Below are 23,173 nucleotides of genomic sequence, written 5' to 3' on the forward strand. Positions count from 1 at the left end.
GACTACCAATGATTGATCATGTTTTTGCAATACGTCAATCAATTTGCGGTATTTGTCGAGTTTTGCGGATGACAATGGTTTTGCCTACTTTTGTCGAAACAAAAGTAGGTCGAGCCGAAGGCTAATCCCTAAATACAAATTTTAGATGTAAGACTCCGTCAAAACAAACCACTTATATTATGTTATTTTCCAAGAATGGTATAATTTTACAGATATCCGATATGATTTATTCGATTCGACCTGCATTAGTTTCAGATATCGCAAAATTGATTCAAATTGAACAATCTGCCAATCAAGCCTTTGCCCAAATCCCGACGTTAAAGTGGCTAGCTAAAAGCACTGTCATGTCGAATGATGAACATTTAAAGTTGATTCAAAATCATTATTCTTTTGTTGCTATGAATGAACACGATCAAGCACTTGGATTTTTATATGCCGAAAAGCAAGGTAATGATCTTTATATTATTGAGTTTGATGTACGCTATGAATATCAGCAGCAAGGCATTGGTCGTCAGCTTATGGCACATATAATTAATTTTGCTCAACTCAACCATTTTCAAACAGTGACATTGACAACTTTTAAGGATGTTGCGTGGAATAAACCTTTTTATGAAAATTTAGGCTTTGAAGTATTGTATCAGCAGGATTTGAAACCCTATTTAAAACAAAAAATAGAGTATGAAGTTACACAAGGTTTTGAACGTGAAAGTCGTTGTGCTATGCAATTGCGTTTAGAGTAGAACTGTAAAGTGGTCAGGATGAGTCATCTAAATATTTTATTTGTATTCCTCTTTTTATAATTTCAACTTTAAATTTCAAACAGATTTCAAATCTATCAAACTTAGATCGTACTGAAAATTCATTAAGAGTTACAATATAAAGAAATTAGCAAATATGCTCCATTTCGCTTTTGCGCATAAAACAACATTAACTTTTAAGCTAAAATTTTCTAACATGAAATGCCTTATTTTCATTCACTTAACTTATTAAATAAACCAGTATCGAAATATCATCTAAAAACTCTCAATTGACCAAAACTATCAACTGACTTTCCCGTTCTCGTCATTGAACTCTTTACTTTATAAAGTACACTCAAACTACATAACAATTTTAGAAGTCATAAAAAGGAATAGCTATGAGCGAGGCTTACATCATTGATGCCATTCGCACACCACGCGGAAAAGGAAAGAAAGATGGTTCACTATATAGCGTGAAACCTATCACTTTGCTTACAACTTTACTGAATGAATTAAAAGATCGTCACCATTTAGATACCTCTAAAGTCGATGACATCGTACTCGGGTGTGTAACACCAATTGCCGACCAAGGTGGTGATATTGCCAAAACTGCTGCGATTGCAGCGGGTTGGGACAATGATGTTGCTGGTGTGCAAATCAACCGTTTCTGTGCATCAGGCTTAGAAGCTGTAAACTTAGCGGCTCAAAAAGTTCGTTCTGGCTGGGAAGATGTGGTTGTTGCTGGTGGCGTAGAATCAATGTCGCGTATTCCTATGGGTTCAGATGGTGGACCTTGGGCGCTTGATCCTGAAACCAACTTAAAGTCTAACTTTGTTCCGCAAGGGATTGGTGCAGACTTGATTGCCACTTTAGACGGTTATACGCGTTCCGATGTGGATGAATTTGCTGCAAATTCACAACGTAAAGCGGCTGCTGCACAAGCGGCTGGTCATTTTGATAAATCGATCATTGCCATTAAAGATAAAGCTGGCGTGACCATTTTAGATAAAGACGAATTTATCAAACCAACAACAACGGCTGAAGGTTTAGCAAAACTAAATCCTAGCTTTGAAATGATGGGTGGTATGGGCTTTGATGCTGTTGCATTACAACAATATCCTGAAGCACAAAAAATCAATCACGTTCACCATGCAGGTAACTCATCAGGGATCGTTGATGGTGCTGCGGTGGTTTTAATTGCTTCTGAAAAAGCAGTCAAAGAACAAGGTTTAAAACCACGTGCCAAAGTTTTAGCAACTGCATTGGTCGGTACTGATCCAACAATCATGTTGACAGGCCCTGCACCTGCTGCACGTAAAGCTTTAGAAAAAGCGGGCTTAAGCATTGATGATATTGATTTATTTGAAGTGAATGAAGCATTTGCGTCCGTTGTTATGCGCTTTATGAAAGAACTCAATGTTCCTGCTGAAAAAGTCAATGTGAATGGTGGTGCAATTGCAATGGGTCATCCATTGGGTGCAACAGGTGCCATGATTTTAGGAACTTTACTTGATGAATTAGAACGTCAAGGTAAAAAACGTGGTTTAGCGACATTATGTGTGGGTGGTGGCATGGGTATTGCGACCATTATTGAGTTGGTATAAGGAGAATAAGAATGAGCGCAATTCAATACGAAAAAAATGCGGAAGGCATTGTTATTCTTACTTTAAATTCGCCAAACCAATCTGCAAACACCATGAATGCAGATTTCCAAAAAGCATTGACTGAAACGGTTGAAAAACTAAAAGCTGACTCAGGCATTACAGGGATTATTTTCCGTTCAGCGAAAAAAACCTTTTTTGCAGGCGGTGACTTAGATGACTTAATTCAAGCGCGTCCAGAAGATGCAAAAGAATTTTTTGATGTCGTTCAACTCATGAAAAAAGAGTTACGCTACATTGAAACTTTAGGCGTTCCTGTGGTTGCAGCACTCAACGGTACAGCACTAGGTGGTGGTTGGGAAATCGCACTTGGCTGTCATGCACGTATTGCATTGAATGATCCAAAATCTAAGTTTGGTTTACCTGAAGTAACTTTAGGTTTACTACCAGGCGGTGGTGGTATCGTCCGTATGGTACGCCTATTGGGTTTACAAAATGCGTTCCCATTCCTGATGGAAGGTAAGCAATTTGGTGTAGATAAAGCCAAATCATTAGGCTTGATCCAAGACACTGCTGAAACACTTGATGAGTTGATGGAAAAATCAATTGCTTGGGTCAAAGCAAATCCGAAATCACAACAACCATTTGATGTGAAAGGCTACAAAATCCCAGGTGGCGATCCTAAAACCCCTGCAGTTGCTCAAATTCTTGCGATTGCGCCTGCAATGCTACGTGATAAAACCAAAGGTTGCTACCCTGCACCTGAAGCGATTATGGCAGCAGCAGTTGAAGGTGCTCAAGTCGATGTAGATACAGCATTGACCATTGAATCACGCTATTTCACTTACCTTGCAACAGGTCAAGTGGCGAAAAACATGATCGGTACTTTCTGGCATGGTTTAAATGCCATTAAAGCAGGTGCAAGCCGTCCAAAAGATGTGGCAAAATGGCAAGCAACCAAAGTTGGTATCTTAGGCGCAGGCATGATGGGTGCAGGTATTGCTTACTCAACTGCAACCAAAGGCATCGCAGTGGTACTGAAAGATGTATCTGTTGAAAATGCAGAAAAAGGCAAAGCCTATAGCCAAAAACTATTGGACAAACGCGTTTCTCAAGGTCGTATGACTGCTGAAAAACGTGATCAAATTTTAAGTTTAATTACTGCAACAGCCAACGCTGAAGACCTAAAAGGCTGTGACTTGATCATTGAAGCAGTATTTGAAAATCAAGAACTTAAAGCTAAAGTGACACAAGAAGCAGAAGCATTCTTGGCTGATGGCGGTGTGATGGCATCCAATACATCCACACTACCAATCACAGGTTTAGCAAAAGCGTCTAAAGATGATAAAAACTTCATTGGTTTGCACTTCTTTAGTCCAGTCGACAAAATGCCATTGGTTGAAATCATCAAAGGTGCAAATACTTCTGCCGAAACTTTAGCGAAAGCGTATGACTATGTTCAACAAATTGGTAAAACACCAATCGTTGTCAACGATAGCCGTGGTTTCTTCACCAGTCGTGTGTTTGGTACTTTTGTGAATGAAGGCTTACGTTTACTGGCAGAAGGTGTACACCCTGCACGTATTGAAATGGCTGCATTGAAAGCAGGTATGCCAGTCGGCCCATTGGCGATTCAAGATGAAGTTGCATTGACATTGTCTGAACATGTCACCAATGAGACACGTAAAGCATTACAGGCAGAAGGTAAAAACTTGCCACACTCTCCTTCTGAAGATGTCTTAAAAACTATGATTCACGAGTTCGACCGTAAAGGTAAAGCTGCGGGTGCTGGTTTCTATGAGTATCCAGAAGGTGGCAAAAAACATCTTTGGGATGGCTTAAGTCACTGGAAACAAGATGTTGATATTTCTGAACAAGAAATGATTGATCGCATCTTATTTGTTCAAGCACTTGATACTTTGCGTTGCTATGAAGAAAACGTCCTTGAGTCAGTGGTAGATGCCAATATTGGTTCGATCTTCGGTATCGGTTTTGCGCCGTGGACAGGTGGTGCAATTCAGTTCTTAAATCAATATGGTTTAGATAAAGCCTTAGCACGTGCTAATGAACTTGAAGCAAAATATGGTGAGCGCTTCAAAGCACCACAATTGCTCAAAGACAAAGTTGCAAGCGGTAAAATTGACTGATTTTAAATCGGTAAATTTAAAGTAAAAGAGGCGAAACAGCCTCTTTTCTTATTTTTGAATCATCAAGTATGATTTGAAAAGCCTTATTTTTATTAGGTCTTTCTATTTAAACTGTCGGATAATCCACAATTTTGTGTTATAACATTACATAAATTCCCATTTGTTAATTTTGGAATATTCCTATGTCAAATGCTACTGACTCTCAAAAAGTTGCTGATGAAAAAAAAGGTTGGAAAGGTCTTTTCATTGCCTTTATTTTAAGTGTTTTATTTCTTGGAATTTTTTATTTGGCTGTGACCAATGAACCTGACTATATGCCGAGCCAACAAAAGTCAGAAGTCAACCAAACTTCATTTAAAAATGCGCCCGTGATGTCAAAAGAAGCTTTGGCTGAAGCAGAAAAGCAACGTTTAGCAAATGCAGAACAACAAGCACCTGATGCAAATATGAAAAATATGCAACACGATAACACTGAAACCCACGCAGAGCACAGTGCTCATTAAAATCAATATCAGGTTTTATGACAGCTTTATTTCTTATTGATTGTGATAAAACCTTTTATATTATTTTAGCCAAGACAGCCATAAGATCTGAAAAATGATGCAGATTCGCATCTGCATATTTAGAATGAAAATGGGTATCTGGATTGAAAAATATCGTTTTCATGCCTGCTTTTTGTGCACCTAAAATATCGGCTTGCTCATTATCTCCCACAAAAATGCATTGTTCAGGTTTAACCCTCAGTTGTTGAGTTGCAAGCTCAAATATTGCTGAGTCAGGTTTTCTTAGTCCGACTGCCTCAGAAATAACAATACTAGAAAAATATTGGCTTAATGCTAAAGCTTCAAAATTACGCTCCTGAAAAGGCGTTTTCCCATTTGAAATCAATCCAAGTTTATAGCCCGCCTGAGCAATTTTTTGAATGGTATTTTCCACACCTACATAAGCAACACAAAAACGATTAAGCTCATGTAAATACATATCTAATAAATCTTGCGTACTCACTTGGGTAATTTCAAATTCTGCAATTAATTGTTGGTAAACTTTATCTTTCCACACCGAACCATTAGCATCCAGTTCTAAAAAGCGTTGTATGAATCGTTGTTGTTGTGATACTGGCACAAGTTGTAATGACTGTATTTGCCATATTAAAAACAGCTTGAGAGAATGTGTGCGATCTAAAAGGGTTTGATCTAAATCAAACAGTATAGCTTTGATCTTCTATGTATCATTCATCTATGATTTTTCTCATGAATCCTATCTCAATTTATCGAGATATAAATTTATTTTATCTTATTTACTGGCTAAGAAATTTTTTGCTTAAATTTCCATACGCATATCAACATGTGGAATACCACAATCTAAATATGAATCGCCTTCAAGTTTAAATCCCAAATTTTCATAAAAGCCAACCGCATGAACCTGTGCAGATAGCTTTAGAAAATCTCGCTGTTCTGTCGCTGCAACCGCAATAATATGTTGCATCAGTTGCTGCCCTAGCCCCTGTCCTCGATAATTTTTTAACACTGCAACTCGTCCAATACTGTTATTTTCCAGTAAACGCGCTGTCGCAATGGCATGATTTTGATCATACATCACGAAATGTAAAGACTTTTCATCCTCTGCATCCCATTCCTCATTTTCAGCAATATTTTGTTCTTGGATAAATACCAATGTACGCACTTTTTTGGCATCTGTTGCTAGATCATTCCAACAACCGTTATGGATTACATAGTCTGACATCTAACATCCCTTTCATGATTCATTTTTAATCAACCATTATTTAAATAAGGCAACACACAGAAAAATTAGCAGAAGCCAATGCGACTAAATAATTTTTTATCAACCCAAGATAGTTTGAGTAATGCATCTTGTTTCATTTCACACTAACACTTACAACCGATATCTTGCTGATCCCATTGATCATTTAACAACAATTCTAATGAGTGTTTTTGAATTCCATACATTTTTTTCAATTCTGTGATTTGTGCCAAAACTTGCTCATCAGGTGCAGTAAAATTTTTGCGTTTGGTCGCCAAAATCATTTTGTTTTTACTGGTATGTTCCAAAGCCACGAACTCAAACACTTTAGTGTCATAACCATAAGCATTTAAGAGTAATGCGCGAATGGTATCTGTGAGCATTTCAGCTTGTTGCCCTGCATGAATACCAAATTGCAACATCGGTGCAAGTACTTTTGGGCTTTTTAACTGCGGACGTAATTCCTTATGACAACATGGCGCGCACATGATCATCTGTGCATTTAAGCGAATCCCTGTATGAATGGCAAAATCTGTTGCTACATCACAGGCATGTAGTGCGATCATCACATCCAATTTTTCAGGTGCATAAGTACGTACATCACCTTGGAAAAATTGCAAATGTTTAAACGCTGATGCTGCCGCTACGTTTTGGCAAAACTCAACCATTTTAGGATTTAGCTCAACCCCAGTGACATAAGGCGTTATTTGATTTTTCAGCAAATAATCATATAAAGCAAAGGTTAAATAGCCTTTACCTGAGCCAAAATCCACCACACGCAAAGCAGGTTCTGATTGTTCAATTTTATCTAAAGCCCCTGAGAATATTTCCACAAATTTATTAATCTGTTTCCATTTTCGTGCCATGCTCGGAATGATTTGAGCTTTACTGTCGGTGATGCCCAAAGGCTGTAGATAATAACGGTCTTGTTCAACATAACGCTGTTTCGCTCGGTCATGTTGTTCATTCACATTGTTTTTTTGAAGCGCTGCTTTGCTATAGCTTAATAAAGCCTTCTTTTTATTTTTTTTCAGTTGAATTTCTTGCGCATTCGCAAATAAATTAGCTTGTTTGCATTGAGTAAAAAGTTGCTGAATGATAGTTAGGCTTTCATTTATTGGATAGTTTTTGGTGACATCTTGGGTTTTATAACGATATAGACAACTCATCATCTCTTGATTTTGTAGTGAAATGATACGAAAAGTCATTTTTTCTAAATGTTCTAACTCGCCTTTATATTGACTGAGTATCAATCGTTCAAAACTTTGTGTTTCAATGGCTTGCTCTAAAGCATTGATAAATTGTTGTTCCTGCTCGGACATCGAAGCCAACTGTGACATAGTGCAAACTCATATTGATACAAGTTGCTATTTTAAATGTTCTTACTTTAAAGGTAAAACTCCATTACTATACAAATGTATTTTTAAGAAAATTACAATCATGAACTCAAATATTATTCATGTTTACGCTCCCCAAGAAGAACGTATTAATGCGATCAGTCATGCGATCGGTGCTGTTTGTGCTGCAGTTGCTATGATTTTTATGCTAATCAAAGGCAGTTATTTACCTACTTGGCAATTTTTTGGTTTAGTGGTTTATGGTTTAAGCATGGTGTTGTTATTTTCAAGTTCTGCGATTTATCATTTTTCTGTTGATGAGAAAAAACGCCATTGGTATAAAAAATTAGATCATACCGCTATTTATTATTTGATTGCAGGGACATATACACCCTTTTTAGGTATCGCGATTCCTACAGCAAAAGCACATTATTTATTAATTGCACTTTGGGTAATTGCCGCTATTGGTACATTATTCAAGTTAGTTTTCATTCATCGCTTTCAAAAAATTTCGCTTATTGCATACTTGGTTATGGGATGGCTTGCTGTATTGGTCATGGACGATATGCAACGGTTTTTAAGTAGCGGTGCCATCAAATTATTGGTCGCAGGTGGGCTTGCTTACACCATTGGTGCATTGTTTTATGCCTTAAAAAGAGTAAGATATACCCATGCTATTTGGCACATCTTTGTGTTGATGGGTGCGGGATTACAATTCTTCGCAATCTATCTCTACGTTATCTAATCTTCACTTACGCATATATCAGCGACCCTGATCGAGTTGGTGTGGATTTATCTCGTTGTTTTTTTAAGAAATTACGCCTTTTTTAAAAAGATTACGCTTTAGAAAATTAATTTTTTACTTTTAAAAGTGTAAGGTCTACCATGGCGTCATCTAATATCACTGCGACTGACCAAGTTCAGCCGAATTCAAAAACACGTGTCCTTTTTGCAAGCCTTGTGGGCACAACCATTGAGTTTTTTGACTTTTATATTTATGCAACTGCAGCAGTCATCATTTTTCCGCATTTGTTCTTTCCTGCAAGCACAGATCCAACTACTGCTACGATTCAATCTTTAGCGACTTTCGCCATTGCCTTTATCGCTCGCCCAATTGGTGCTGCTTTATTTGGTCATTTAGGTGATCGTATCGGTCGTAAAGCCACGTTGGTTGCAGCACTGCTGACTATGGGAATATCTACCGTATGTATCGGTTTGCTTCCAACTTATCATCAAATTGGTATCATCGCCCCGTTATTACTGGCACTTTGCCGTTTAGGTCAAGGACTTGGACTGGGTGGTGAATGGTCTGGTGCGGTACTGTTGGCAACCGAAAATGCGCCTGAAGGCAAACGTGCTTGGTATGGGATGTTTCCTCAACTTGGTGCACCGATTGGTTTTATCTTAGCTACAGGCTCATTCTTAACCCTTAGTGCATTCATGTCTGAAGCCGACTTTATGCAATGGGGCTGGCGTATTCCCTTTATCGCTAGTGCTGCCTTGGTCATTGTCGGTCTTTGGATTCGTTTAAAACTGCATGAAACCCCTGCGTTCCAAAAAGTGTTGAATAAACAAAAAGAAGTGAATATTCCATTTAAAGAAGTGCTGACTAAGCACTGGGGAATGCTGATTTTAGGGACGATCGCAGCGATTTGTACTTTTGTGGTGTTCTATTTAACCACTGTCTTTGCCTTGAACTGGGGGACAACAAAACTTGGTTATTCTCGTTCTGAATTCTTAGAGCTTCAATTATTGGCAACTCTTTGTTTTGCGGCATTCATTCCTCTTTCTGCGGTTTTAGCTGAGAAATTTGGACGCAAAGCTACATCTGTGGGCGTATGTATCGTTTCGGCATTATTCGGTTTGGTGTTCTCAAGTATGTTGGAGTCTGGAAACACCTTTGTTGTATTCTTATTCCTATGTACAGGTCTTGCGATTATGGGCTTAACCTATGGTCCAATCGGTACAGTACTGTCAGAAATCTTCCCAACCTCTGTACGTTATACTGGTTCAGCTTTAACTTTTAACCTTGCTGGTATTTTTGGGGCATCTTTTGCACCTTTGATTGCAACTAAACTTGCAACCACTTATGGTTTATATGCGGTGGGTTATTATTTAACTGCTGCCTCTATTCTTTCACTGCTTGCGTTCTTAGCCATTCGTGAAACCAAAAATGATGATGTAAATAACCAGATTTAATGATGTAATTACAAATTGAAAGCCTGCAAAAATTTGCAGGCTTTTATTTACCTTAAATATTTTAAATAAAATAGACACTCATAAAAAATATCGAATTTCACGATATTAAATAAAATAAAAAATACTGTATTTCCTTTTCAACAATTCAGCTACATCAATACTCAACTCAACATCCTGATTTTAAATTCGTCGCAGCTTTTCTTTACTATTTGCAAAAACAGTATTTGGCGGCAAAGCTCAGAAGATCATCATTATCCAAACCTTAACCGCCTAAATTCTGAATATTAACTCAACTCAATGATATCAATCGTTGGTGGCACTCTAAAACGAAAGGGTACTCCCACCATACCCGTACCTACACTAACAAAAACATCGGCATTTTCATGCTGATACAGACCACGTTTATGCCCAAGAATAGACACTTTTTTCATGACATAATTGGTTACCCAAGGCAACTCAACTTGTCCACCATGTGTATGCCCTGCCAACATCAAAGGATGAGATGCCAATTTAGGCACCATATCTACTGTGTCAGGGTTATGCGACAAAATCAGCCAAGGTTTATCCTGTGGCAATAATGGCATACTGCGCATATCCGTTTTACCTGCCCAGAGATCACCGACCCCAATTAAACGGAAATCCTCAAACTCAAGCATTTGCCCTTCGATGTCGATGACATTATTGACCTTTAAAGCATGTGCCAATAAGTCTTGAATCGGAGGACCTGGATATTGCTCATCATGGTTGCCATTCACTGAATAGATCGGTGCTTCTATATCTTTTAGCATTGCTAATTCTTCAGCTAATTTATTTTCAGGTTCATATGTCCAATCACCTGCTACGACCACAATATCAGGCTTTTGTGCATTAATTTTCTTCACGATGATTTTTAACTGACGTTCATGCCCTGAAAATAATCCAATATGTAAGTCAGCGATTAGAGCGACTTTGAATGGCTTTTTAAATGCTTGCTCAGCACTCAATTTATACTGATGTGTATCTACGCGTACCAAATGTGGCTCAATAAAACGTGCATAGATTAATAAACACGACAATAAGAAAATAAAAATACTTTCATGTAATGAAAAATATTCGACCCAACCCGCATATAAACTAAAAAAGAACAACGGAAATAATAAATAAGACAGGTAGAATACCAACAAGTGAACAAAAGATTTAAATGGATGTATCGTTTCAGTACGTGATTGACTAATCCAAGCTTGTGCAATCCCCCAAAGTGCGACAAGGGCAAAGCACACAAAAAAGTAAAAAATAATTGAATTTGTCATCCACATACGAAATCTCGAAAAGGCGACCAGCGCCGATTAACTTTATTTATCTTTTGAACGTTGGCAATTATACTCTAGCTCTGTGAATTCTTAGATTAAATTATGACGCAAACCATCAATACGATACGACAACATCACCAATCACATAACAAACACAAGATTTTTAATACAAAAATGTTGTTCCTTTGCACAGTGGTCGTATTCGGTTTACCTGCCTGTAATACTTTACCTAAGCCACAACCCACAGCGCCTGTATATGCCAAAGATATCAATACAGAACAAACTTCTTTGGCTAAAATTATTACACCTTTAAAAACACAAAATCCAGATTTAACTGGCTTTCATGTATTATACGATCCTTTTGATGCGATTGCGGCACGTATCCATCTCATTGATCGAGCTGAAAAAACGTTAGATTTACAATATTACATTTGGGACAATGACAAAATCGGTTCATTGGCGCTCTATAAAATTATCCAAGCAGCAGATCGTGGCGTAAAAGTTCGTCTATTGGTAGATGATAATAATGCGCAAAAGATGGAAGCTGTCTATTTAGCCTTAGACCAACATGCCAATATTGATGTAAAACTATTTAATCCCTATCGTTTTCGCTCATTTCGCCCTTTGGAAATGGTAATTGATTTAAAAAGAATCAATCGCCGTATGCATAATAAAACCTTTACGGCAGACCAACAAATCAGTTTGATTGGTGGGCGTAATATGAGTAACCAATATTACAATATCAGTGAGAATTATCAGTTCTCTGACGTTGATGTCATGTTAGTCGGCAAAGCCGTCGATGATATCAATCACTCTTTTGATGAATATTGGAATCACGAATATGCCTTCCCCGTTCGAGATATTGTAAGTCATCAAAAATACACGCTACGTTATGAGAGTTTAAAAGAGCAATTAACCAAACATTATCAAGAAATTACTACACAAAATTATATGAACTTAAGTTCACATTCTAATGATTTTGAAAATTGGTTAAATCATCACATCCAACTCGACTGGGTTAAAGCTGAAGTGGTGAAGGATTCACCAGAAAAAATTAAAGCCAAAGCAAAAAAAGAACAACATCTCAACTTTCAGATGCTGACGTATTTAGAAAAGCCTGAATCAAGTGTTGATATCGTTTCAGCGTATTTTGTGCCTGAAAAAGAAGGTAAAAAACGATTAATCGAACTGGCACAAAATGGTGTGCAAGTCCGCGTTTTAACCAACTCATTTAAAGCCAACGATGTCGCTTTGGTACACGCATTTTATGCCAAGTATCGAGAAAATCTGCTTAAAAATGGTGTGGAATTGTATGAATTCTTGCCTGCGATTCCTGAAGAAGAACTGGATGAGAATATTAAAAAGCTCTCGAAAGAAACCAAAATTAGCTTAAAAGGTCTGAGTCGTTCCAGTTTACATGCCAAGCTGATGGCACTGGATGATAAACAAGTTTTTATTGGTTCTTTTAACTTTGACCCACGTTCTGCCAATTTAAATACAGAAATTGGTGTTATTTTAAACAGCCCGCCTTTAGCCCAAGCCGTGCATGCTACAATGGATAAAAATCTGACCAAATATGCATATAAATTGGTATTAAACTCACAGCAAAAAATTCACTGGATTCGGACTACTCAGACTGAAATTCGTACCATTCGTAAAGAACCAAAAATGAAATGGTGGCAAAAAGCAGGGGTAAAATTTATCTCATGGTTGCCGATCGAAGGTTTTATGTAAATACAAAAAATCTGATTGAACTTTCAATCAGATCTTTGAACGATTCAAATTAACCCAAAATTTCTTTATGTAATTCAGCTAAGCCTTCTTGCATTTGTTGTTGTACGAGTTTGGTTAATGAGTCCACCGTATGCCCTTCAACAGAAATCGCAGGCAAGGCTTTCAAATGTGCGGTAACTTTTGGCATTTCCAAAACAGCCTGAACATGATCTACAAAAGTTGTTTCACCAATAAATGGCACAACAGTATCTAGCATACCTTGTTGATTTACATAACAAATCACACAAGCTTGTACAGGTTTTTTGGCTTCAATCGCAGCACCTAAGATACGACCATGTACTTTTTTAACTTTTGTACCATCCGTCGTGGTTGCTTCAGGAAAAAATAAAACGGGCACATCGTGCTTTAAAAACTCAGCAATCTGCTCACGAATACGAATCGAATCGCCTGAACCCCGTTGAATAAATAAAGTCCCACCACCTTTTGCCAAAGTACCTAAAATTGGCCATTTTTCAATTTCTGCTTTCGCCAAAAAGAAAATGCGTGCACCAGACCCTAAAACCGCAATGTCTAACCATGAAATATGGTTACTCACCCATAACGCAGGTTCTCGTGGAATTTCTCCGTGAACATGCACATCGACATTAAAAACGTCAGCAAGACGACGACAAAAATACTGCACATAACGTGTGTTATTTGAATTATTTGGGTCTTTATACAATTGATGTCGAAAAACCAAATAAAAACCTTCTGAAACGACACTGGTGCCTTTGACCAGCTTTTTAGTATATAAAAACGTTTTCGAAAATAGATTTAATTTCTTTTTTGCGTTTGACGGGATTGTCGCATTTGTCTGTTGTTGAGGCATAGGTGCTCACTAAACTCAATATTAATTAAATTCATCTAGGCGCTATTGTATACAGATATACAGAAAGTTGCATTGATCATATAAACACAACAATCGGATAACTTAAGCTCATTTTTCTGTACACGAGATTGTATTAAAGTTTGTTGACCAAATGAGCAAAAATGAAGCAAAAAAATATGATGCCACAAAGTAAAAATGTGCATATTTCCCCGTATTTCCACTTTAAACTCCCATTTAACAAACTCCTAGGCTATGTCATCTTATACTGCGGTAGCTTGGTATTTATGTCTAAAATATTTATTGCATTTCTTTGACAAGAATTGCATTTTTCATCATAAATTACTTTAGAATGGCGTTTAATCAACCCATTTGAGAGTCTAAATATCTGTGGAATATGCAAATCGAAAACAAGTCAATGAACGTACTATCTTAGTCAGTGTCGCAGTTCAAATTTTAGATGATATTGATCAAGAAGAGTTTCGATTATTAGCCAAATCCGCAGGTGCAGAAATTTTAGAACATTTGCATGTGCAACGCATTAAACCCGATCCAAAGTTTTTTATAGGCTCAGGCAAGGCTGAAGAAATCGCCCAACAGGTAACTGATCTAGACGTCGAATTGGTGATTTTTGACCATGTTCTATCCCCTGCACAAGAACGAAATTTAGAAAATATTTTAAAATGTCGTGTGATTGACCGTACAGGTTTAATCTTAGATATTTTCGCCCAGCGTGCTCGTACCCATGAAGGTAAATTACAAGTTGAATTGGCTCAACTTGACCATCTGTCTTCTCGTTTGGTTCGTCGTTACAGTAACTTAGACAGTCAAAAAGGTGGTATTGGGCTGCGTGGTCCTGGTGAAACGATCTTAGAAACAGATCGTCGTTTATTGCGGATCCGTATGGATCAACTCAAAGATCGCTTAGAGAAAGTACGCAAAACACGGTTACAAGGTCGTGCAGCTCGACAAAAAGCAGATATTCCAACCGTGTCTTTGGTGGGGTATACCAACGCAGGAAAATCTACATTATTTAATATCTTAGCCCATAGCGATGTTTATGCAGCAGACCAACTATTTGCCACACTTGACCCAACACTGAGACGCTTAGATTGGGATGGTATCGGGAGATTAGTCCTCGCTGATACCGTTGGCTTTGTCCGTAATCTTGCCCACTCTTTAGTTGAATCGTTTAAAGCAACACTAGAAGAAACATTACAAGCCAGCTTATTACTGCATGTGATTGACTCAAGTAGTCCTGACATGTTGGAACAAATTGAGGCCGTTGAAAACGTACTCAAAGAAATTGGTGCGGATATTCCAACACTACGGGTCTATAATAAAATTGATCAATCTGGTGAAGAGCCTAAAATCATCTATGCACGTCCGCATCAGCCAGAACGTGTATATGTATCTGCGCATACAGGACAAGGTTTAGATTTATTACGTAAAGCCGTTCAAGAATGTTTAATGGGACAAATTCAAAACTTTAAACTCGTTCTTAAACCTGAGTATGGAAAATTACGCACACAACTTTATGCGCTAAATGTGATTCAGTCTGAAAGCTATGATGAACAAGGACAAATGCTCTTAGATGTAAATATCGCACCCTATAAGCTTGAGCAACTGATTAAACAAGCACATTTACCGATTGATCAAATTTTAGGTGAAAAAGCACAACAATTTACAAGACCTTTAGAAGAGTTTGAAATTAATCGCCGAATGAGTTAAAACGTGAAAGATAAATTGAGTTGATTAAAAAATAGCATGGACTTGTTCAAAAATATTGATTGGCAGGCATGGATTTGTACCATTGCACTGATCATTTTCTTTCGTGAAGCTTCAGTATGGATCATGGGGCTATTCAACCATCCAGAATTGGGCAATTTAACTGGTTTACTGAGTCTACTGATTGTGTTGGTGGTTTGGCGTAGATTTAGAAAAATCCCACCTCGTTTAGTCGATACCAATAACAAATTAATGAAAGAAAGTGGTTTTGCTTTTCTGCCAATTTGTGCAGGTTCATTATTGATGTTGGTAAGTATGGGCAAAGAAATTCCCTTATTTTTACTGGTTATGTTTGTCAGTACGCTGATCCCTTTGTGGATATATGCAAAAATGGCAAAAAAATGGTTATAGGGAGATCAACATGTTAAGTATTATTACTGGTTTTTTCATCACCCTGATTGCCTATTTGGCGGCAAAACCTGTTAATAAAAGATTTCCTCAAGTACCTTTATTGGTTATTGCGATGTTCTTCGTCATTGGAATTTTAATGTTATTTAAAATTCCTTATGAACAATATAATACGCAAATGAATGGCATTTTTAGCCATCTCTTAGGTTATGTCACCGTAGCACTTGCCATCCCTCTAGCAGCCATGCGCTATGATGATTTACCCATCAAATCAGTCGTAGGTATTTTAGTATTTGCCAGTATCAGTGCTGTAGCATTGCCGATGGGCTTGGCATATCTATTACATATGTCTGAACCGACCATTATGGCTTTTGCAACACGTGCTGTTACCACACCGATCGCCATTAATATTGCAACTTTATTACATTCCCCTGTTTCGTTAGTGATTTTGATCGTGATTTTATCAGGAGTAATTGGTGCTGCATTTTCTTCAATTATTCTGCGTAATATCAATGATGAACGTGCATCAGGATTGGCTTTGGGATTGGCTGCACATGCCATTGGAACAGCACAAGCATGGCAACGTGGTGCTGTGGCTGGTCGCTACGCTGCCTTTGGTATGGCTGTAAATGCTGTATTTACTGCCATTTGGTTACCGAGTTTCATTTTATTCATTCAATAATTCACTTAAAAAAGGTTGTTGATCGAACAACCTTTTTTATTTTCAAATACGCATTTCATAACGCTAACAAAAAATGTCACTATTGTTAAAAATACGTGATACATGTCACACTATAAAAATAATATTTGCTCATGATTTGAATAATATGGCAAACTCATCCTAATTAATGAACATGTGTACAATATCAAAAATTGAAATGTGAATGAGAAAACGTACTATGAAAAATGTATTTAAAATGCTTGGGGTGGGTACTTTGGCGTGTATAAGTACAGCAATTTTTGCACAAGATATTACAGGATCTTGGCAAAGTATTGATGATAAAACTGGCTCGCCAAAAGGTATTGTAGAGATTAAAAAAGATGCGAATGGTACATATTATGGCATTATTACCAAAGTGACGCCACGTGTCGGGTATCAACCGAAAGAATTATGTGTAAATTGTCCTGCGCCTTATACCAACAAACCAATTATAGGCATGAAAGCAATTACAAACTTACAAAAAATCAATGACTTTGAATATGAAAAAGGTAAAATCTTAGATCCAAATACAGGTCGTTTATACAGTTTAAAAGCGAAAATGTCACAAAATGGCAGTAAGCTTAATATTCGTGGTTATTATGGCTTTTCAACCATTGGGCGTAGCCAAACTTGGGTAAGAGTTCAATAAATTCTTTGGGACTTTACTGTTTTTATTTTAAGCGCAATATTTGCATAACAGATATTAAACTGAAATAAATAGACAAGGATGTCTAAATTCATGCGTAAATATTTTAAAATACTTAATATAAACAACGCATATTCAAAAGAATATTTTAACCAATAAAAAATCGCTTAAATCTTATTTTTAAATAGCAAATTTATTTAAAACTTTCACTATAAATAAACGACTACCGCTCTCACAACTATAGCTTGACCATAGTATAATTTTCATGTTTTATGAATGCCTACTTGTATTTAATCTCATATCTTATTCACAGGGAAAGTAAGATGAAAGTTCAAATAAAAATGGCAACATTCCTGCTTGGCTTCTGTATAAGTACATTTGCTTTGGCACAAGATATTTCAGGAGTTTGGCAACAAATCGATGATCAATCTGGAGAAGCGAAGGCACAGATTGCTTTAAAAAAAGACAATCGTGGCGGATATACAGGTACGATTATCAAAATCACACCAAGACCTGGTTATACACCTAAAGAGCTGTGCGTAAACTGTCCTGCACCATATACCAATAAACCTGTGCTGGGTTTAAACATCATTACTGGGCTCAAGCATGTTAAGGATAAAGACTATGATCAAGGTAAAATTCTTGATCCTTTGACTGGTAAGGTCTATAGCCTAAAAGCGAAATTAAATCAAAATGGTAAAATTTTAAGATTAAGAGGTTATTTAGGTACGGCGGTTTTAGGTCGTAGTCAAACTTGGCTCCGCGTTGAATAGTTTTATTGTGTTATCTACACTACCTAAGCTTGAAAAATAAATGATCTATGAAAAATACCGCAAATTTGCGGTATTTTTCATGCTGTTTAATAAAGTGGTACAGGATTATCCACTGCAAACATTTTCTGATCTTCTAAACGATAAGCCAGCAGTTGATATCCCCACACACAACCACCATCCACATTTTGAATCTGAGGCTTTACTGTTTTACCTTGTAAGGCTGCCCAATGTCCAAAAATCACTTGATGAGTTTTAGCGGCTTTGCAGTCATATTCAAACCAAGGTTGAAAACCTTCAGGCATCGGCTCATCTAATGCGTCTTTAAAACTAAACTCTAAACGACCATTCACATCAGTTAAACGCATACGAGTTAAGTAGTTGGTAATACAACGTAAACGTGCATTTCCTATTAAATCGTCATGCCATATATCAGGTTCTGTGCCATACATGTCTTTCAAAAATGTATCTAAAACCTCAAAATCTTCATGCGCTATGACAGCCTCAACCTCTTTTGCCAATTGTGCTGTTTGTTCTGCATCCCAAATACACGGAATGCCTGCATGGGTCAGTATGGTGTATTCATTAGGAAATAAACACAAAGGCTGCCTACGCAACCATTCGATCAACTCATCACTTTCTAAGGCATGAATCACATCATCAATACGATCTTTGTCCTTAAGTTTTTTAATACCACGTGCAACTGCGAGTAAATTTAAATCATGATTTCCCAAGACTGTTGCGGCTGCACCACGTTCACAGAGTTTCTTGATGAAGCGAATCGCACCTACCGAGTTTTCACCACGAGCAACCAGATCACCAGCAAACCAAATAAAGTCTTGATCTGAGTCGAATTGAATTTCTTTAAGCAAGGCTTTTAATGCTTCAAAACAACCTTGTACATCACCAATTACATAATTATATCGAATTGCACGAGTCATTAGTTAAGCCACCATTTGATCTGACAATGCTACAAACTCAGCCAAAGTTAAGGTTTCAGGTCGCGCCATTGGGTCAACACCAGCAAGTTCAAAACCATCTTCAACTAACATGCCTTTTAAACTGTTACGTAAAGTTTTACGGCGCTGCGTAAATACATGCGCCACTAAACGTGCCAATGCCTTTTCACTTTTTGCCACAATCGGTTTGGTTTTATAGGGTTCTAAACGAAACACCGCAGAGGTCACTTTCGGTGGTGGATTAAACGATCCTGGTGGTACTTCAAATAAAAATGTTGGCTTACAATAATACTGAATCATGACCGATAAGCGTCCATATTCTTTGGTATTTGGAGAAGCAGTGATACGATCAACTACTTCTTTTTGCAACATAAAATGCATATCTTTGACTTTATCACCAAATTCTAAGAGGTGAAAAAGTAATGGCGTTGAAATGTTATAAGGTAAATTCCCCACCACACGTAGAGGACGACCTTCCTGAAAAAGCGCAGTAAAATCATATTTCAAAGCATCTGTTTCAATAATCGTTAAACGCTCAGGGTGTGGTACTCGTCCCGGTAAACCAGCAGCCAAATCACGGTCTAACTCAACCACCGTTAAGGCATCACATTCACCAATCAAAGGTGAAGTCAGTGCAGCTAGACCCGGACCAATTTCAACAATGTTATCCCCTGAACGAGGTGCAACAGAACGGACAATTTTTGCGATCACACGTTGGTCATGTAAGAAGTTTTGTCCAAAACGCTTTCGCGTGTGATGCCCTTCATCTTTTGGGTTTAAGGCATTAATTTGATACATAAAAACATTTCCAACATGAGAGTAGTGATAAAAAACTGTGAAGCGTGTTTAATTTAATACGAGCTAAAATATTCAACAAGATCGCTCAAGAACACAACTTAAACACTTCACCTAAGTTTAAATATTTTAACACAGCTCAACTCAGATCGTGAGAGATCACAAAAAACTGTATCTATATCTTTTGTTTTTATACAGGGCTAAAAAGCCTAAAGGTGATCATAAATCACCTTTCTTCAACCATTTAGAAACTTTAAATTTAGCATTTCAAGGCATGAATATCTCAATCAACCTTACTCTATCTTTTCTAGTTTATTAAAAATTTCAGCGGATTTTGCTTGGTTATCCTTGACTGCATATGAAACTCGGATGATTTGTTCAGCGTTTTGATTGAGATTGAGTGAACCTGCGATTAAAATCTCATCTACATCACGTTTGATGGCTTCTAAACTTAATCTGAGTTGTGGATTATTAACACGTGTAACACCTAACTCAAGATTCCCATTTAACTGTGCCTTAAGATAAATGTTAAACGTTTCAAGATCTGCAGAAAAATCTTCAATATTATTTACTTGGAATTCATTACTATTCGTAATACCTGACAATGAACGCAACATACGCTCAGCAATAAAAACTTGATTTTTTGCGATCAGCACTTGCGTTGAGGGGTAATTTTCGCGAGTCATCATATTCAGCATCAAGTTGTATTCTGCTTGAATCCCAGGGACAGTTTCTGCAACAGCAAGCGTATAATCATAGATATGATTTAGATTTTTTTGGTTTTGAACAATACGAGCAATATTGCCATAAATTGCTTCAGCATCTTCATGTAAAATTTCTACATCACTTTGATCTTTCAAATGTTTAACTGCGCTTGGTAAAACCAGTTTTAATTTTTCTTGAGTCTTTTTTAATTCATTAATTGCTTGTTCAGAGCCTGTGAGTGCCTCTGCCGACTGTTTTGGAATTTGCAGAGACAATACACGCAAATCACACACACTATGATCTACACCTAAGCCCGAGCAGGCACTCAGCAATGAAGCAAACGCAATACCACAAAAAGTATGGATAACACGAGATTTGGATTGTAATTTTCTATCATTTTTGTTGTCAAACATCATAAAATTTCCATTGTTATATATTAAAGTGAATAATTATTAGATCTCTTAAGCAATGGTACTTACACTTGATTTTACTGTAATTTTATTAACTTAAGAGATTGATTGGAGAAAGTCTTTTATTTTTCTTGCGCCAACTCAAGCGCCAAATCCACCGCCACTTGTAAACTTGAACTTTTAGCTTCTCCCGTACCTGCAAGCGCAAGTGCTGTACCGTGATCGACCGAAGTTCGTATAAAAGGCAACCCCAAAGTAATATTAATCGCCTCACCAAAGCCTTGTGACTTTAACACAGGTAAACCCTGATCGTGATACATGGCTAAAACTGCGTCAGCATCTTTTAAATTTTCAGGGGTAAATAAAGTATCCGCAGGTAAGCTTAAACTCATATTCACGCCTTGCGCTCGATAACTTTCTAGCACAGGATTAATCGTATCGATTTCTTCATGCCCTAAATAACCGCCCTCACCTGCATGTGGATTTAAACCGCAGACTAAAATATGTGGATGTTCAATTTTAAATTTAGTTTTAAGATCATGAATCAAAATATCGATGACTTGATGCAAACGCGCTTTGGTAATGGCATCTGCAACATCACGTAATGGCAAATGCGTTGTAGCAAGTGCAACACGTAGAATTTTAGTCGCAAGCATCATCACAACGCGCTCTACTCCTGCAAACTCTTGATAATATTCAGTATGCCCACTGAAATGAATACCTGCATCATTGATCACGGATTTTTGTACAGGCGCAGTCGCTACACCAACACTTTGCCCGTTCATTGCATAATAAGCTGAACGACGAAGTTGTTCTAACACATAAGCTGAATTGTTTGGATTTAGCTTACCTAACACCACATCTTCATTTAAAGGTACATGTTCAACATAAAGTTGAGCTTGTTCAGATGATTGTTTTTGTTGTTGATACTCGATAATTTCAATGTTTTTACTCAAAATTTTGGCACGATCACGCAACATATTGATATCCGCCAAGACCACGATTGGACGTTCATCTACACGATCAGCTAAACTTAAACAGATATCAGGGCCAATGCCTGCGGGTTCACCACTGGTAACATATAAAGGAAGCATAAGATTCACAACCTATAAATAATGAGCTTTAGTATAACGCCATATTAAATGATTGACTAAAATCGCTTAATGATTCCAATTTAATTCATAACGACTGGTTATAATACCTAAATAGTGAGCATATTCAGAAATACTCATCAGAATAAAACCCGTCAAACAAATGTATCCCAGTATTTTCCATGCTTTTTTATAATGTGCTAAAAACAATTGATCAGACATCATTAAATAAACTATGCTTCCAATAAACGGTAACATAATGATAAACAACCAAGCTCCACTCAATATCGCAATGACAAAAAGAGTATCGAAAGCATCATATCCCCACGGTATCCCCATAAAGAAAAGAATGATAGATAATGGGAATAGTGCAAAAAAGACAAATCCTGTCAAAAATTTCATTAAATTGCATACCATTATTGAATTAAAATTTACTTTTTCAATATTATCAATCATATGATTATTTTGATTTGGGGGCTGTCTTTGATCAGTTTTCATTAGATAATACCTTTTACTTTCTCAGGGACAATTTCATTTTTTAATGCTAAAGCACTTGGCTAATTTTAATTTTCTTTACACTCATCCACATTAAATAAAACTCAAGATAAAAACAAAGCTTTACACTAATTAATCTGCTTAAATTTACAAGAACACCTTAGATCACACACTATTGACGATGAACTGTCTCTGCTAGCGCTAAGTCAACTGTTGCTTTAATAAGCTAAAAACCATAGAATAATGCGCTTGAAATTCTAAATTTCAATTGTGGATTCTTCAAGTTTCAGGTAGAATTTTCACTCCTTTTTGTTTGGACAGCTTCCATAGTCCAAACCAACTATAATAGGTAGTGGTTTAATGAAAACTCTCAGCGCTAAGCCTGCTGAAGTTCAACACGACTGGTACGTTGTTGATGCTTCTGGCAAAACTTTAGGTCGCCTTGCGACTGAAATCGCTCGTCGTTTACGCGGTAAGCACAAAACTTCTTATACACCTCACGTTGACACTGGTGACTACATCGTTGTGATCAATGCCGAGCAAGTACAAGTTACTGGTAACAAGTCACTTGATAAGAAATATTATCGCCACACTGGTTTCCCTGGTGGTATCCGTGAAACTAATTTTGAAAAATTAGTTGCTCACAAACCAGAAGAAATCTTCGAACGTGCTGTAAAAGGCATGTTGCCAAAAGGTCCTCTTGGTTATGCAATGATCAAGAAAATGAAAGTGTACGCTGGTAGTGAGCATCCTCATACTGCTCAACAGCCACAAGTTTTGGACATCTAAGGGATAC

The 23,173-nt window shown here is 37.3% G+C and carries 23 protein-coding genes; 13 read left to right on the top strand and 10 right to left on the bottom strand.

Annotation, left to right across the window (positions count from 1 at the left end):
• The first annotated feature begins 221 nt into the window (after positions 1-221).
• The 4 genes from HUS24_RS07280 (at position 222) to HUS24_RS07295 (ending at position 4,988) form a co-directional block, all read left to right on the top strand.
• Entirely contained in the window at positions 222-740 is a 519-nt protein-coding gene (locus tag HUS24_RS07280) for a GNAT family N-acetyltransferase (protein ID WP_173911447.1), read from the top strand.
• A 395-nt stretch (positions 741-1,135) separates the two neighbouring features.
• Positions 1,136-2,341 carry an acetyl-CoA C-acetyltransferase gene (locus tag HUS24_RS07285; protein ID WP_173911448.1) on the top strand — a complete coding sequence of 402 codons (1,206 nt, stop codon included), beginning with the start codon at positions 1,136-1,138 and terminating at the stop codon, positions 2,339-2,341.
• An 11-nt stretch (positions 2,342-2,352) separates the two neighbouring features.
• Positions 2,353-4,485: a 3-hydroxyacyl-CoA dehydrogenase NAD-binding domain-containing protein gene (locus HUS24_RS07290; protein ID WP_173911449.1), complete on the top strand. Its 2,133-nt coding sequence runs from the start codon at positions 2,353-2,355 to the stop codon at positions 4,483-4,485.
• Between the two features lie 182 nt (positions 4,486-4,667).
• A complete protein-coding gene (locus HUS24_RS07295) occupies positions 4,668-4,988 on the top strand; it encodes a hypothetical protein (protein WP_173911450.1) in 321 nt (106 codons plus the stop codon).
• 55 nt (positions 4,989-5,043) lie between these two features.
• Here HUS24_RS07295 and HUS24_RS07300 read toward each other — a convergent pair whose 3' ends face one another.
• The 3 genes from HUS24_RS07300 to HUS24_RS07310 form a co-directional block, all read right to left on the bottom strand.
• A complete protein-coding gene (locus tag HUS24_RS07300) occupies positions 5,044-5,703 on the bottom strand; it encodes an HAD family hydrolase (RefSeq protein ID WP_173912508.1) in 660 nt (219 codons plus the stop codon).
• 102 nt (positions 5,704-5,805) lie between these two features.
• Positions 5,806-6,228 (bottom strand): GNAT family N-acetyltransferase, encoded by a 423-nt coding sequence (locus tag HUS24_RS07305; RefSeq protein ID WP_173911451.1) that lies wholly within the window; start codon positions 6,226-6,228, stop codon positions 5,806-5,808.
• Between the two features lie 143 nt (positions 6,229-6,371).
• Complete coding sequence (locus HUS24_RS07310) at positions 6,372-7,586, bottom strand: SAM-dependent methyltransferase (RefSeq protein ID WP_173911452.1); 1,215 nt, start codon at positions 7,584-7,586, stop codon at positions 6,372-6,374.
• Between the two features lie 100 nt (positions 7,587-7,686).
• Between HUS24_RS07310 and HUS24_RS07315 the strand changes: the two genes are divergently transcribed.
• Both HUS24_RS07315 and HUS24_RS07320 read left to right on the top strand, forming a co-directional pair.
• Positions 7,687-8,328: a hemolysin III family protein gene (locus HUS24_RS07315; protein WP_173911453.1), complete on the top strand. Its 642-nt coding sequence runs from the start codon at positions 7,687-7,689 to the stop codon at positions 8,326-8,328.
• A gap of 140 nt (positions 8,329-8,468) precedes the next feature.
• Positions 8,469-9,782, top strand: a complete 1,314-nt coding sequence (locus tag HUS24_RS07320; protein WP_173911454.1) for an MFS transporter — start codon at positions 8,469-8,471, stop codon at positions 9,780-9,782.
• Between the two features lie 284 nt (positions 9,783-10,066).
• Here the strand turns inward: HUS24_RS07320 and HUS24_RS07325 are convergent, their stop codons facing one another.
• The gene (locus HUS24_RS07325) at positions 10,067-11,077 is read right to left on the bottom strand and encodes a metallophosphoesterase (RefSeq protein ID WP_173911455.1); all 1,011 of its coding nucleotides are present in this window, start codon (positions 11,075-11,077) and stop codon (positions 10,067-10,069) included.
• A gap of 96 nt (positions 11,078-11,173) precedes the next feature.
• Between HUS24_RS07325 and HUS24_RS07330 the strand changes: the two genes are divergently transcribed.
• A complete protein-coding gene (locus tag HUS24_RS07330; protein ID WP_173911456.1) occupies positions 11,174-12,805 on the top strand; it encodes a phospholipase D family protein in 1,632 nt (543 codons plus the stop codon).
• Positions 12,806-12,854: 49 nt separating this feature from the next.
• On the opposite strand, the gene HUS24_RS07335 is transcribed toward HUS24_RS07330, so the two are convergent.
• Positions 12,855-13,673 (bottom strand): 1-acyl-sn-glycerol-3-phosphate acyltransferase, encoded by an 819-nt coding sequence (locus HUS24_RS07335; RefSeq protein WP_173911457.1) that lies wholly within the window; start codon positions 13,671-13,673, stop codon positions 12,855-12,857.
• Positions 13,674-14,060: 387 nt separating this feature from the next.
• On the opposite strand from HUS24_RS07335, the gene hflX reads away from it, so the two are divergent.
• The 5 genes from hflX (at position 14,061) to HUS24_RS07360 (ending at position 17,925) form a co-directional block, all read left to right on the top strand.
• Positions 14,061-15,401: a ribosome rescue GTPase HflX gene (gene hflX, locus HUS24_RS07340; RefSeq protein WP_173911458.1), complete on the top strand. Its 1,341-nt coding sequence runs from the start codon at positions 14,061-14,063 to the stop codon at positions 15,399-15,401.
• A 36-nt stretch (positions 15,402-15,437) separates the two neighbouring features.
• Positions 15,438-15,809 (top strand): hypothetical protein, encoded by a 372-nt coding sequence (locus HUS24_RS07345; protein WP_173911459.1) that lies wholly within the window; start codon positions 15,438-15,440, stop codon positions 15,807-15,809.
• A gap of 10 nt (positions 15,810-15,819) precedes the next feature.
• On the top strand, positions 15,820-16,488 hold the full coding sequence (locus HUS24_RS07350) for an LrgB family protein (RefSeq protein ID WP_173911460.1): 669 nt from the start codon (positions 15,820-15,822) through the stop codon (positions 16,486-16,488).
• A 235-nt stretch (positions 16,489-16,723) separates the two neighbouring features.
• Complete coding sequence (locus HUS24_RS07355) at positions 16,724-17,155, top strand: DUF2147 domain-containing protein (RefSeq protein WP_173912509.1); 432 nt, start codon at positions 16,724-16,726, stop codon at positions 17,153-17,155.
• 320 nt (positions 17,156-17,475) lie between these two features.
• Positions 17,476-17,925, top strand: a complete 450-nt coding sequence (locus HUS24_RS07360) for a DUF2147 domain-containing protein (protein WP_173911461.1) — start codon at positions 17,476-17,478, stop codon at positions 17,923-17,925.
• A gap of 86 nt (positions 17,926-18,011) precedes the next feature.
• On the opposite strand, the gene HUS24_RS07365 is transcribed toward HUS24_RS07360, so the two are convergent.
• The 5 genes from HUS24_RS07365 to HUS24_RS07385 all read right to left on the bottom strand — a co-directional run bounded on the left by HUS24_RS07365 (position 18,012) and on the right by HUS24_RS07385 (position 22,380).
• Positions 18,012-18,863, bottom strand: a complete 852-nt coding sequence (locus HUS24_RS07365; RefSeq protein ID WP_173911462.1) for a symmetrical bis(5'-nucleosyl)-tetraphosphatase — start codon at positions 18,861-18,863, stop codon at positions 18,012-18,014.
• Positions 18,864-18,866: 3 nt separating this feature from the next.
• Complete coding sequence (rsmA, locus tag HUS24_RS07370; RefSeq protein ID WP_173911463.1) at positions 18,867-19,679, bottom strand: 16S rRNA (adenine(1518)-N(6)/adenine(1519)-N(6))-dimethyltransferase RsmA; 813 nt, start codon at positions 19,677-19,679, stop codon at positions 18,867-18,869.
• 290 nt (positions 19,680-19,969) lie between these two features.
• The gene (locus HUS24_RS07375; protein ID WP_173911464.1) at positions 19,970-20,797 is read right to left on the bottom strand and encodes a pilus assembly protein PilJ; all 828 of its coding nucleotides are present in this window, start codon (positions 20,795-20,797) and stop codon (positions 19,970-19,972) included.
• 116 nt (positions 20,798-20,913) lie between these two features.
• Positions 20,914-21,894 carry a 4-hydroxythreonine-4-phosphate dehydrogenase PdxA gene (gene pdxA, locus HUS24_RS07380; protein WP_173911465.1) on the bottom strand — a complete coding sequence of 327 codons (981 nt, stop codon included), beginning with the start codon at positions 21,892-21,894 and terminating at the stop codon, positions 20,914-20,916.
• Positions 21,895-21,951: 57 nt separating this feature from the next.
• On the bottom strand, positions 21,952-22,380 hold the full coding sequence (locus HUS24_RS07385) for a hypothetical protein (RefSeq protein WP_173911466.1): 429 nt from the start codon (positions 22,378-22,380) through the stop codon (positions 21,952-21,954).
• A 357-nt stretch (positions 22,381-22,737) separates the two neighbouring features.
• Here HUS24_RS07385 and rplM point away from each other — a divergent pair, with 357 nt between their 5' ends.
• On the top strand, positions 22,738-23,166 hold the full coding sequence (rplM, locus tag HUS24_RS07390; RefSeq protein WP_173911467.1) for a 50S ribosomal protein L13: 429 nt from the start codon (positions 22,738-22,740) through the stop codon (positions 23,164-23,166).
• Positions 23,167-23,173 lie beyond the last annotated feature (7 nt).

Origin of the sequence: Acinetobacter sp. Marseille-Q1618, from assembly GCF_902809855.1 — a bacterium.
GTDB lineage: Bacteria > Pseudomonadota > Gammaproteobacteria > Pseudomonadales > Moraxellaceae > Acinetobacter.